Annotated in this window: 12 protein-coding genes and 5 tRNA genes; 1 reads left to right on the top strand and 16 read right to left on the bottom strand. The window is 48.6% G+C overall.

The window, feature by feature from the left end; all coding sequences use genetic code 11:
- Positions 1-52: 52 nt before the first annotated feature.
- Positions 53-682 carry a GntR family transcriptional regulator gene (locus tag G6R28_RS00085; protein ID WP_213792214.1) on the top strand — a complete coding sequence of 210 codons (630 nt, stop codon included), beginning with the start codon at positions 53-55 and terminating at the stop codon, positions 680-682.
- A gap of 60 nt (positions 683-742) precedes the next feature.
- On the opposite strand, the gene G6R28_RS00080 is transcribed toward G6R28_RS00085, so the two are convergent.
- The 16 genes from G6R28_RS00080 to G6R28_RS00005 form a co-directional block, all read right to left on the bottom strand.
- A complete protein-coding gene (locus tag G6R28_RS00080) occupies positions 743-2092 on the bottom strand; it encodes a glucose-6-phosphate isomerase (RefSeq protein ID WP_213792213.1) in 1350 nt (449 codons plus the stop codon).
- A 103-nt stretch (positions 2093-2195) separates the two neighbouring features.
- Positions 2196-3521 (bottom strand): D-alanyl-D-alanine carboxypeptidase family protein, encoded by a 1326-nt coding sequence (locus tag G6R28_RS00075; protein ID WP_213792212.1) that lies wholly within the window; start codon positions 3519-3521, stop codon positions 2196-2198.
- Positions 3514-4605 (bottom strand): sensor histidine kinase, encoded by a 1092-nt coding sequence (locus G6R28_RS00070; RefSeq protein ID WP_238479170.1) that lies wholly within the window; start codon positions 4603-4605, stop codon positions 3514-3516. The genes G6R28_RS00075 and G6R28_RS00070 overlap by 8 nt, the downstream gene beginning before the upstream one ends.
- A gap of 1 nt (position 4606) precedes the next feature.
- Positions 4607-5296 carry a response regulator transcription factor gene (locus tag G6R28_RS00065; protein ID WP_213792211.1) on the bottom strand — a complete coding sequence of 230 codons (690 nt, stop codon included), beginning with the start codon at positions 5294-5296 and terminating at the stop codon, positions 4607-4609.
- A gap of 1 nt (position 5297) precedes the next feature.
- Entirely contained in the window at positions 5298-6008 is a 711-nt protein-coding gene (locus G6R28_RS00060) for a DUF1129 family protein (RefSeq protein ID WP_213792210.1), read from the bottom strand.
- A 21-nt stretch (positions 6009-6029) separates the two neighbouring features.
- A complete protein-coding gene (ychF, locus tag G6R28_RS00055; RefSeq protein ID WP_213792209.1) occupies positions 6030-7130 on the bottom strand; it encodes a redox-regulated ATPase YchF in 1101 nt (366 codons plus the stop codon).
- Positions 7131-7150: 20 nt separating this feature from the next.
- Positions 7151-7360, bottom strand: a complete 210-nt coding sequence (locus tag G6R28_RS00050) for a DUF951 domain-containing protein (RefSeq protein WP_213792208.1) — start codon at positions 7358-7360, stop codon at positions 7151-7153.
- Complete coding sequence (locus G6R28_RS00045; RefSeq protein WP_213792207.1) at positions 7360-8262, bottom strand: ParB/RepB/Spo0J family partition protein; 903 nt, start codon at positions 8260-8262, stop codon at positions 7360-7362. The genes G6R28_RS00050 and G6R28_RS00045 overlap by 1 nt, the downstream gene beginning before the upstream one ends.
- On the bottom strand, positions 8255-9019 hold the full coding sequence (locus G6R28_RS00040; RefSeq protein WP_213792206.1) for a ParA family protein: 765 nt from the start codon (positions 9017-9019) through the stop codon (positions 8255-8257). The genes G6R28_RS00045 and G6R28_RS00040 overlap by 8 nt, the downstream gene beginning before the upstream one ends.
- Positions 9020-9041: 22 nt before the next feature.
- Positions 9042-9758 (bottom strand): 16S rRNA (guanine(527)-N(7))-methyltransferase RsmG, encoded by a 717-nt coding sequence (rsmG, locus tag G6R28_RS00035; protein ID WP_213792205.1) that lies wholly within the window; start codon positions 9756-9758, stop codon positions 9042-9044.
- 179 nt (positions 9759-9937) lie between these two features.
- Positions 9938-10528, bottom strand: coding sequence for a DUF4767 domain-containing protein (locus G6R28_RS00030; protein ID WP_213792204.1), 591 nt, complete (start codon positions 10526-10528; stop codon positions 9938-9940).
- Positions 10529-10611: 83 nt separating this feature from the next.
- Positions 10612-10695 (bottom strand) — tRNA-Leu (locus G6R28_RS00025).
- A gap of 26 nt (positions 10696-10721) precedes the next feature.
- Positions 10722-10794: transfer RNA gene (locus tag G6R28_RS00020), tRNA-His, on the bottom strand.
- Between the two features lie 2 nt (positions 10795-10796).
- Positions 10797-10870, bottom strand: a tRNA-Trp gene (locus tag G6R28_RS00015).
- A gap of 102 nt (positions 10871-10972) precedes the next feature.
- Positions 10973-11045: transfer RNA gene (locus tag G6R28_RS00010), tRNA-Val, on the bottom strand.
- A gap of 7 nt (positions 11046-11052) precedes the next feature.
- Positions 11053-11143 (bottom strand) — tRNA-Ser (locus G6R28_RS00005).
- Positions 11144-11226: the final 83 nt, after the last annotated feature.

Raw genomic sequence — 11226 nt, 5'->3', positions numbered from 1 at the left:
TTTGTCAAATGAAGATTAAAACGTTCATTACTTTGTTAAAGGATTTCACAAGATGCCTAAAATCAAAGAACCCCGCTACCACAAGATTGCACAGGATATTGCAGAAGCAATCGTTACCAAAAAATTTGAAGTTGGCCAAAAACTTCACGCACGGTCAACCTTGGCCGCGACCTTTGGCGTTTCGGCTGAAACAGCCCGCAAAGCCATCTCGGTTTTAGCCGATTTGGACATCGTCAAGCCCGTCCACGGTTCCGGCGTTGAGGTCCTTTCCAGGGAACGGGCTCGTGACTTCTTAGCCCAGGCCAAGGAGTCTAGAAACCTCCAGGAAACGCACAGTGAAATCAAGGAATTGATTGCCCAGCAAAAAGAAGGCCTTCTTAACTTAGACCAGGCCTTTTCCCTTCTGCTTGACCAAACCCAGCGGGTTCGTTCACAAAACCCCATGTCCCCCTTTGAATTCGTGCCAAGTAGCACTTCCGATAAGCTCAACCAATCGATTGGTTCGTTAAACGTTTGGCAAAACACTGGGGCAACGATTGTCGCCATCCTTCACGATGACGATTTGATTCTATCGCCCGGGCCATACGCCAACATCTTACCTGGTGATACTATTTACTTTATCGGTTCCGATAAGACCGTCGAAGCCATGCAGCAGTTCTTTGATGGACCAAACAACAATTAGCTAGCATCAAAAAAGGCAGACCGCTTGGTCTGCCTTTTTCTTTACTGTCAATTTAGCTGATTATGATCGGTTCAACCGGTCTTGGTAACGCTTCGTTTCATCTTCGTAGCCCGGCTTACCCAAGAGGGCAAACATGGCCGTCTTGTAGGCTTCGACACCTGGTTGATTAAAGGGGTTGATGGCGAAGAGATAGCCGGAAATGGCCACGCTCATTTCAAAGAAGTAAATCAACTCACCCAAGCTGTATTCGTCTTGCTTGGCCAGGCGAACCGCCATGTTGGGGACACCCCCGTCGATATGGGCCAGTGCCACACCATCGGCTGCCGTTTGGTTGACCTCGTTTAAAGTCTTCCCCTCCAAGTAGGCTAAGCCATCCTCATTGCCTTCAAGCTTTGGAATGGCCAAATCCTCTGCCACTTGATCCAAGCGGACAACGGTCTCAAAGAGGTCCCGACGGCCTTCTTGAATGTACTGACCAAAGGAGTGCAAGTCAGTCGAGTAGTTAGCAGAAGTTGGGTAGATTCCCTTTTGATTCTTGCCTTCCGATTCCCCCATCAGCTGCTTCCACCATTCGGCAAAATACTGCAGTGACGGCTCCCAGTTGGCCAAAATTTCCGTGGTATAACCCTTGTCATAGAGGATGCGCCGACTCGCGGCGTATTGCAGAGCGGGATTTTCTTCCAATTTCTTTTCAGAATAGAGGGTTTCAGCAGCGGCAGCCCCTGCCAAAAGCGCCTTGATATCGATGCCGGCCACGGCCAAGGGCAGCAAGCCAACGGCGGTTAAGACGGAGAAGCGGCCACCAATGTCGTTTGGCACCACTAAGTTGTCATAACCGGCTGCCTCCGTTTCCGCCCGTAAAGTCCCCTGCTTAGCATCCGTCGTAGCGATGATGCGTTTGGCGGCACCGGCCTGCCCGTAACGCTTAACCAGTTCTTCTTTAAAGAAGCGGAAGGCCAAGGCAGCCTCGGTTGTCTGCCCCGACTTGGAAATCACGTTTACCGAAAAGTCGGCATCCCCAATCACCCGCAGTAACTGCGTCAAGGCCATCGAAGACATCTGGTTCCCAGCAAAGTAGACCTTGGTTTGATCTTCTTCTGCCAAGTCGTTGTACCAAGGCGAGCGCATAAATTCGAGGGCCATCTTACCACCAAGATAGGAACCACCGATGCCAATCACTACCAGGACTTTTGATTCGCTTTGAACCTTTTTGGCTAATTGCAAAATCTTTGCTTCTTCGGCCGGGTCAAAATTGGAGGCCCAGTTCAGCCAATCGGTGTAGGCAGCCCCCGCCCCTTTCTTTTCAAAGAGCAGCTTTTGGGCAAGGGCCAGTTGGGGCTTTAATTCCTCGTATTCATGCTCTTTTATAAAGGGGGCAAGGCCGAAGGTATCGAATTGAATGGCGGTCATCGCGGGCTCCTTTCGCACTTGTAATCGTTTCTCTTCATCCTCATTATAGCATTTGTAAAAAAAGAAAGGACTTGTTTAAATTTAATAAACAAATCCCTTCATTTTATTCATTATCAGTTGGTTGGCCAGCTAATTCCAGCGGAATTTCCTTCTGTTCTTCGGACGTTCCTGGCAAGTACTTGGCCTTAAAGTTGACAGCGATGTGCGCCAGCGTGCTGGTTTCACTACCGTTTGGCTTCTTGGACAAAGTTGGTGCTTCCATCAGCTTCAAGCCCTTCTTAGACCTGGTCCAGAAGGTCGTTGTTTGCGCAACCTGCACCTTGGCACGGACTTTCTCGTTCTTGATTGCCAAGGTCGAAACTCCTGACAAAGTCGAGCCGGCCTTGTAATCGTGGGCGTTCATGCCGTCTAAGACATCGCCAACCATATCGATGGTCTTTTGGAAACGCTCGACTTTATCGGTGTAATCGGCCGCACCGTTAATTACTGTCAAGAAGAGGTGGCCGTCCTTATCCTTCACAATTCCCGTGTAGGAGGCCCCGGATTCGGGGGTTGACCCGGTCTTCAAGCCCAGCAACTGGAGGTTGTTTGGATTATCCAAACCGGCTTGCATGCTAGCAAAGGAAGCACCAAAGTCGGACGCCTGGCTGACTTTGGCCTTGTTCTTGGTATAAGTCAAGTTGGCCGAATTGGTCAGCGTCAACAGGCTAGGGTCCATTTGCACAATCTTCATGGCGATTTGCGCCACTTGACGGGCCGAAGCATGGTTATAAGCAGAAGAGGAGGCCGACGAAATCTCGTTATCAAAGGCGTCCCCGTTTTTCTGTCCAGCTCCGTTGTACCATTCAGACCCCGTTAACTTCAGTTCCTTGGCAAGCGACTGCAGGGTTGCTTGATCCTTTGACTGGTCACCAGACAAGTAAGTAACCAAGGCAAAGGCCGCGTCGTTAGCGGAATTGGTAAACATGGCCCAGTAAAGGTCTCGTACCGAAACCTTATCCCCCGCCTTAATGGAAAGGTGGGAGTAGAGCGAGTTGTTTTGACTGGATAGATCAGCGGAAGATGGAATGGTAACTTTATCCGACCAATTCATCTTCTTTTCATCAATGGCCTTTAAAATGCCGTAGGCAACTAGCATCTTTGATTGCGAGGCAATCGCCACCTGCTTGTCCGCGTTCTTTTCACCAAGAACCTGACCGGTTGTCAAATCAACCACCAGAGCCGACTTGGCATCAACAGACAGCTTGACCGGTTCTTCAGTCTTAGCCGTGGTCTGCACGACCGTCTTATGAACGTTTGGCCAAAAGACCATGGTCAGGGCTGCCAAAACGGCAATAACCAGGGCAATGCTGGCCCAAATCAAGTGGGCTTTCTTATGGTTCCGACCATTGACCGGTTGGAACTGCGCTGTTTTTTTCTTCTTAAACATGTGACTGTTCTTCTTTTTCTTGTTTCTGAGGCAGGTTAATGATGAAGGCCGTTAGTTCGTCACTCGATTCCGCTCGTACCTGACCATGGTGCTTGTCGACGACGCCTTTGACAATGGACAGGCCAAGGCCGGTACCACCGGTCTTGGTGTTTCTTGAGGATTCGACCCGGTAAAAACGGTTAAAGAGCCGGTTCAAGGAATCCTCTGGAATGGCTGGTCCATCGTTGACCACCCGAATTTCAACCTGCCCATTCTCTTTGGCCTGACCGGTTAGCTTAATAAAGGAAGCGCCCTGACCGTACTTAAGGGCGTTTTCAACTAAGTTGATCAAGACCCGGGCCAGCTTTTCGGAATCGCCAGCCATCACAATCAGTTCTGGAGCGAGCTGTGTCGTGAGGCGAATCCCCTTCTTTTCCGCTTCAACGGCGTAGTTTGCTAAGACTTGGTCAAAGAGGTCACCCAGTGAAAAGTCGTTGATGTTCAACGAAATCTGTGAGGACTGCAGCTTGGCGAACTCAAAGAGGTCTTCGACCAGCATCTTCATCTGGTTGGCCTTATGGTAGGCCGTTTCCAAATACTTCTGCTGGTCTTCCTTTGCTAAAGCCGTGTTGGCCGTCACCACCAAGCCCAAGTAGCCAATAATGGCCGTCAAAGGGGTTCGCAAATCGTGGGAAATGTTGGTCATCATTTCCTCTTTGGAGGCCGCTTCCTTTAACTGCTCCTGGTGTTCTTCTTCAAAACGGGCTAGCGTCAGCTCAAAGAGGGCTTCTAAATCGCGATCGGCCGCCTTTTTAGCCTTTGGTAGCTCGAACTGCTGATTTTTTTCAAGCAGGGTTTGACGCAATTTTGCTTGCAACTTTGACAGGCGCACCTTCTGCCTGGCCTGGTTCAAGACAAGGACCAAAGAGAGGCAGAAGAAGAGGCCAACAAAAAGGCAAAAAGCAGGCCAGCCAGTCCAAGATGACCAGCTGGGCCTTGCTTTTAAGAGGTCAAAGAAAAGCACCCAAGCCGCTGCCAGGATAAAGCCGGCCGCAATCATTAATTTCAAAAGGGCCTGCATGAGAATTGTTGCTTTTTTGACCATGTTAATTCACTTCAATTTTGTAGCCAACGCCCCAGACGGTCTGAATGACTTGGTCGCCACCGGTCGCTTCTTCCAACTTGTCACGAAGGTGAGACACGTGGACCATAACCGTTTTGGCTGATACCACGGATTCTTGCTGCCAAACACGTTCAAAAATATCGTCAGCAGAAAAGACCCGGTTGGGGTGTGAAGCCAAGAGGTAGAGGATACCAAATTCCAGAGCCGTCAAATTCACCAGTTCGCCATTGGCCGTCTTCACGTCGTGGGAATCCTTGTTAATCACAAGGGAGGCCACTGTCAAGACGTCTGGCTTTTGTTCCTGAACCGCGTTTTGTGAACGACGAATCAACGAACGAATCCGGGCCATGACTTCCAAGGGGTTGAATGGCTTGGTTACATAATCATCGGCACCAGAGATCAAGCCCTGGATCTTATCCATGTCAGAAGACTTGGCCGAGAGCATCAAGATTGGAATGTGGGTATCCTTACGGACTTCCTTCAAAACATCGAAACCAGTCATGTTTGGCATCATGATGTCTAGAACCATCAAGGCAATGTCAGGATTGGTGTTGAACTTTGACAAGGCTTCCTTGCCATCCTTTGCAATGAGCGGTTCGTAGCCTTCGTTTTTTAAGTAAATTTCTAGTAATTCAGCGATCTCTTGATCGTCATCAACAACTAAAATTTTCATGTTAGCCTCGCTTTTCTTCCTCTTGCTTCAGCCGTTCCTGTTGGGCCAACTTCGAGATGGCCAAGATACCACCCTGCTTCAAGCCAGCCTGCTTACGGTTGAGCAAGTAGATGGCAAAGGCGATGAAGAAGACAACGGCGTTGCCAACGACTGGCAAGATTGGGTTAATGACCTTTGGCAAGAACAGAATCAAAGTAAAGCCACCAATCCAAAGCAAAGCAACGATGATTAGCAGTAGCCAATTTGGAATTTTCTTTGGCTTTGCTTCTTCAGCTCGGCCAGGCACCAAAAATTGCATGGCCTTGGTGTAGATGATTCCACCCCAAATGGCCAGCAACAAAGTCGACGTAATCCCGATGCCTTCCGAACCTGACTTTGAGCCAGAAAAGCCCATTGTCACGGTGAAGAAACCAGTCAGGAACATAATCAACACAAGGGTCGTGTCCGCTGCCAGAAAGGCAAAGGAGTAATCGTGGAAGCCCTTGGCCCAGCGAGCCGGGTTCAAGAACTTTTGCAGCGCTTCGGCTGGCGTCCCATAGAGTTGGGCGGCCGTGTGGCCAAGCTTTTGCCCTTCGGCTAGCTTTTCTTCCACTTCCCCTAAGAGTTCCTCTTTTTCCTCTTCGGAAAGTTGGTCGTTGTCAGCCAAGCCCTTGTTTAAGCGGAAAAGAAAATCCTGGTTCTTCTTTGTTAATTTGTGTTCGACTTCTGTCATCGTCTCACCTTTTTTCTATCTTTAGACGTTAAATCGGAATTCAATGATGTCGCCATCTTGAACTACGTATTCCTTACCTTCTGAACGAAGCTTCCCCGCTTCCTTCACGGCCTTTTCGGAACCATACTTGTCCAAATCGGAGAAGGCAAAGGTTTCGGCACGGATAAAGCCACGTTCAAAGTCGGAGTGAATCACACCGGCTGCCTGTGGTGCCTTCGCCCCAGCCTTGAAAGTCCAGGCCCGGGTTTCCTTTTCACCAGCGGTAAAGAAAGTCCGCAAGTCCAAGAGGTGGTAGGCGGAACGAATCAACTTATTCAAGCCAGGTTCGGAAACACCGGCCAATTCCAAGTAATCCGCTTTTTCATCATCGTCCAACTGCGCGATTTCCTCTTCGGCATTGGCTGAAAGGGCGATGACTTCGGCCTTTTCGCTATCAGCATATTCCTTGATTTGCTTGAAGTAGGGCGAGTTTTCCGGATCAGCCATGTCGTCTTCGGCAATGTTTGCAACGTAAAGCGTTGGCTTTGACGTCAGCAAGAACAAGCCCTTCACGACTGCCTTTTCTTCGTCAGAAAAGTCAATGGAGCGGACGGCCTTACCAGCTTCCAAAACCGGCTGAATCTTTTCCAAAACAGCGGCTTCAGCCTTGGCAGCCTTGTCGTTTCCCTTGGCTTGGCGGGCGACTTTGGCATAGCGCTTTTCAACCGACTCCAAATCGGCCAAAATCAACTCCGTGTTGATTGTCTCGATATCATCCAGGGGGTCAACCTTTCCGTTAACGTGAATGATTTCATCGTCGTCAAAGGCCCGGACAACCTGAACAATGGCGTTTACCTGACGGATGTTTTCCAGGAACTTGTTCCCCAGTCCTTCCCCCTTGGAAGCGCCCTTAACGATTCCAGCAATGTCGGTGAATTCAAAAGTCGTTGGGACGACTTTGTCAGCCGGAATTAATTCTTGAATGCGGGCCAAGCGGTCGTCTGGCACTTCCACAATCCCAACGTTTGGTTCAATCGTGGCGAATGGGTAGTTGGCCATTTCCGCCCCGGCCTTCGTAATTGCGTTAAATAGTGTTGATTTACCAACGTTTGGCAAACCAACGATACCAGCTGTTAAAGCCATGTGAGTGTCTCCTCTTTTGACTAGTCTTTTCTTTCGTCGGCCTTTTCTAAGACCTTTTTCAGACGCTTATCGAAGTTAAAGCGGGTCAACATGATGGTTCGTTGACAAGCTGAACAAGTCAGCTTAATATCGGCCCCCATGCGGTTGATGATCCAGGCGTTGGTCCCACAGGCGTGGGGCTTTTTCATCTCGACAAGGTCGCCCAATCCATACTCTTTTTTCAAAACCATTAGTCAACCTCGATGGCAAGAATTTCCATGATGCGTTCCAAGTCACGCGCGGACACGTAATTAATTTCAATCTTTCCAGAACCCTTTTTACCGGCGTTAACTTTGACCTTTGTGCCAAACTTTTCTTCCAGGCGGAGGGCCAAGTCATCGGCAAATGGCGATGGCTCTTTAACTGACTTCTTCGGCTGATCGCCCTGGTTAACCTTCTTGACGAGGGCTTCAACCTGACGAACGTTCAAACCTTCCTTCAAGATAGTTGAAAGGACGCTGTTTAACTGTGCCTCCTTTTCAAGGCCCAGCAAGGCACGGGCCTGTCCCATAGACAGTTGGCCTGCTTGGACCAATTCCTGGACTTTGTCAGGCAGCTTCAACAAACGCAGGGCGTTTGCCACCGTCGTTCGTTCCTTACCGACCCGGTCGGCTAACTTGGACTGCGTTAAGTCCAGTTGGCCCATCAAGTTTGCATAGGCCCGGGCCTCTTCAATCGGGTCCAGGTTGTCGCGCTGCAAGTTTTCAATCAAGGCAAGGGTGGCCATGGTCTCATCGTTAGTTTCACGAACAATGGCCGTGATGGTCTTAACGCCCAGAGTCTTGGTGGCCCGGAAACGACGTTCCCCAGCGATGATTTGGTAGTTCGCCCCGGCCTTTCGAACGATGATTGGCGTCAAGAGGCCGTTTTCCTTAATTGATTGGGCTAGTTCCTTAATTGATGCTTCGTCAAAGTGCAAGCGTGGTTGGAAGGGGTTAGCCACGATCTTAGCCAAGGGAAGGTCAACGACTTTTTCAGTGGCGTCGGCCGAACGGGTAATCGTTTTCGAATGTTCGAGGGCTTGCTTGGAAATGCCGTTGGATCCAAAAAGCGAATCCATGTTCTTTCCTAAGCCACTTTTTTGCTTAGCCATATTGTTCGATGACCTCCTTTGCAAATTCCGTATAGAGACGGGCACCCGTTGACTTGGGATCAAAGTCAATAATGGCCTGTCCGTAAGATGGTGCCTCTGAAAGTCGAACCGAACGCGGAATCACCGTTTGGTAAACCCGGTCCTCAAAGTAGCCCCGGACCTGTTCGGAAACTTGCTTTGCTAAGTTCGTCCGACTGTCGTACATGGTCAAGAGAATGCCGGCCATCTCCAATTCAGGGTTTAAGCCCTGGCGAACCAGTTCGATTGTGTTAATCAACTGGCCCAACCCTTCGAGCGCGTAAAATTCCGTCTGCACGGGAATCAACACGGCATCGGCCGCTGTAAAGGAATTAATCGTTAACAGACCAAGCGAAGGTGGATTATCGATAATGACATAATCGTATTTTCCTTGCACCTTCGTCAAAGCCTGCGACAGGCGGTACTCACGCTCGGGCATGTCCACCAACTGGACTTCGGCCTCGGAAAGCTGAATGGTGGTTGGTAGAATGTCTAGGCCTTCCGTTGAAGAGGGCATGATGGCCTTTTGTACTGGAAAGTCCTGTACCAACACATCATAGATGTCATGCTCAAGCGTGGACTTGTCAACTCCCACACCTGACGAGGCGTTCCCCTGCGGATCGGCGTCCACTAAAAGAACCTTCTTACCCGCCTTTGCCAAGGCAGAAGAAAGGTTAATACTGGTGGTTGTCTTTCCGACACCACCTTTTTGGTTGGCCAATGCAATGATTTTTGCCATCGTTCGGCTCCTTTACATCGTTTTACAGGGGTTTTTTCGTGGGAGTTCCAGCTTGTCTTGGATACTTTTTGGGCGTCTTTTGTACCTTGTCAACAACTTGGATGACCCGTGGATCGCCATTTGGTAAGGTGAAGCTGTCTTCTGAAACCATTTGACCACCCAAAGTCAAAAGCGCCTTTTGACCAGCCTTCATCTCGTCTTGACCGGCCGATCCCTTCATTACCAGGAATTGGCCCCCAATTTTAACAAAGGGCAGTGTATATTCGGCTAAGACTTGAGTGCGGGCAACAGCACGAGCCGTTGCATAGTCAAAGGACTCACGCATCTTTTGGTCCTGACCAAGGCCTTCGGCACGGCCGTGCAAAACGGTCACACCATCTAAACCAAGCTTTGTTACCATTTCCTTTAGGAAATTCACCCGCTTGTTTAAAGAATCAACCATGGTGACTTGGAGGTTTGGTAGCGCGATTTTCAGTGGCAAGGCAGGAAAACCAGCTCCAGAGCCAACGTCAATCAAGCTGGCCTTCCCCTCTCTTAAGTTTGGGACCTTCAGTGCCAAAGTCAATGAATCAAAAAAGTGCTTTAAATAAACTTCTTCTTTTTCCGTAATGGCCGTCAAATTAAAGGATTGGTTGGCCAAAACTAATTCATTAAAATAAGTTTCGAATTGGTTTAACTGTTTATCAGACAGGGATAGTCCAGCTTCGGCCAGTTGATTTTTAAAACTTTCTGGATTCAAATTCTTCCTCCAAACCAGGCCATTTTCCCTAGTTTACTATTATCAAGAATACCTAAAAAAGAGCCGATAATCAAGGGAATCGCCCTTTCTTTTTCCTAACAAAAAAGCCAGAGTTCCCCTCCTGGCTTTTTTATTTTTAAAAGTCAAAAGCCCTAAAAATTTCTGCTTAAGAAATCAATTTAAGAATGGAAAGCCTTTGCAAAATCCCTTTGCAAATCGGCATTTTGACTCTTTTCAAAATAAAGTTGGCTGCCATTGTTTGTCTTGGAAACATAGACAACGGGCTGATTATTTTCAACAGTAAAAAAGTACAGAATACTTTTCATACTCTGTGACCTTTCAGCTGCCACAGCCACGACGTTTAACCCCTTTTGCTCAGTCTCTGTGGGATTCCAAGAAGCCTTTCGTTGCTCACCCTCAAAAACCATTTGGTTCGTCAAACGGCCGCTTTCAAGATCTTCCGGAAGTAAAATCCCGTAATAATTTGGTTCCTTACCATCATAGGTACCAACGTACTCCTGCTTCATTGACTTCTGCCAGACAGCCATTGATGAGGAAAGGACTTGATTCTTCTTTTCTGACCAAAAACGATTTGCTTCTTCAGCCGTCGAACCGCTCTTGGCCGATGATGAAGAAGTGATTTTAGCAGAACTGGTTCGATTTTCTTGCTTACCGTCTTCTCGGCGACTATTCTTTCCAAGAACAAACATTAGACAAACAACTCCTACCGTCAGAGCAATTGTCAAAGTCCAAATTAGGCTTTTCTTCATGCTTCTCTCCTTTTGAAAACATCTTCTCTATCTCTTTATTTTACACGAAAAAAGCAACTCATTGCTGAGTTGCTTTTCGTTGATGCCCTCGGTGGGAGTCGAACCCACACGGTGTTGCCACCACTGGATTTTGAGTCCAGCGCGTCTGCCAATTCCGCCACAAGGGCAATATAAAGTATAAATACTTTATTAGGGCGATAGAAGGGGATCGAACCCTCGCATGCTGGATCCACAAACCAGTGTGTTAACCACTTCACCACTACCGCCATGGCAGGGATAGAGGGAATCGAACCCCCATCAACGGTTTTGGAGACCGCTATTCTACCATTAAACTATATCCCTAAGTTAGTATAATAATCAGTCAGAAACTGAACAACATGCTAGGGACTCGCACCCTACAAGACACTCTTGTCCATGCTGTAAAAATAAAAAAGAGATGAGAAATGGACGCTACAGGGATCGAACCTGTGACCCCCTGCTTGTAAGGCAGGTGCTCTCCCAGCTGAGCTAAGCGTCCGAAAGAATGGAGAAGAAGGGATTCGAACCCTCGAAGCGGCGTTAACCGCTTACACGGTTTCCAACCGTGCTCCTTAAGCCTGACTCGGACACCTCTCCAAAACTCTTCTTTATTTTTATATGTACAGGCATCGCGTCGTCCTATCCTCGCAGCCAGCGTTCCGGCAACTACTTTTGGCGCT

Origin of the sequence: Fructobacillus papyrifericola (assembly GCF_018437235.1) — a bacterium.
GTDB lineage: Bacteria > Bacillota > Bacilli > Lactobacillales > Lactobacillaceae > Fructobacillus > Fructobacillus papyrifericola.
This window is presented reverse-complemented; position numbering and strand designations above follow the sequence as displayed.

What these genes read in the sequence shown, in the direction of transcription:
- G6R28_RS00085 (WP_213792214.1), top strand. Translation starts at nt 53, where the DNA reads ATGCCTAAAATCAAAGAACCCCGCTACCACAAGATTGCACAGGATATT.
- ychF (WP_213792209.1), bottom strand. Translation starts at nt 7,130, where the DNA reads ATGGCTTTAACAGCTGGTATCGTTGGTTTGCCAAACGTTGGTAAATCA.
- G6R28_RS00075 (WP_213792212.1), bottom strand. Translation starts at nt 3,521, where the DNA reads ATGTTTAAGAAGAAAAAAACAGCGCAGTTCCAACCGGTCAATGGTCGG.
- G6R28_RS00050 (WP_213792208.1), bottom strand. Translation starts at nt 7,360, where the DNA reads ATGGTTTTGAAAAAAGAGTATGGATTGGGCGACCTTGTCGAGATGAAA.
- G6R28_RS00045 (WP_213792207.1), bottom strand. Translation starts at nt 8,262, where the DNA reads ATGGCTAAGCAAAAAAGTGGCTTAGGAAAGAACATGGATTCGCTTTTT.
- G6R28_RS00030 (WP_213792204.1), bottom strand. Translation starts at nt 10,528, where the DNA reads ATGAAGAAAAGCCTAATTTGGACTTTGACAATTGCTCTGACGGTAGGA.
- G6R28_RS00080 (WP_213792213.1), bottom strand. Translation starts at nt 2,092, where the DNA reads ATGACCGCCATTCAATTCGATACCTTCGGCCTTGCCCCCTTTATAAAA.
- G6R28_RS00040 (WP_213792206.1), bottom strand. Translation starts at nt 9,019, where the DNA reads ATGGCAAAAATCATTGCATTGGCCAACCAAAAAGGTGGTGTCGGAAAG.
- G6R28_RS00070 (WP_238479170.1), bottom strand. Translation starts at nt 4,605, where the DNA reads ATGGTCAAAAAAGCAACAATTCTCATGCAGGCCCTTTTGAAATTAATG.
- G6R28_RS00065 (WP_213792211.1), bottom strand. Translation starts at nt 5,296, where the DNA reads ATGAAAATTTTAGTTGTTGATGACGATCAAGAGATCGCTGAATTACTA.
- G6R28_RS00060 (WP_213792210.1), bottom strand. Translation starts at nt 6,008, where the DNA reads ATGACAGAAGTCGAACACAAATTAACAAAGAAGAACCAGGATTTTCTT.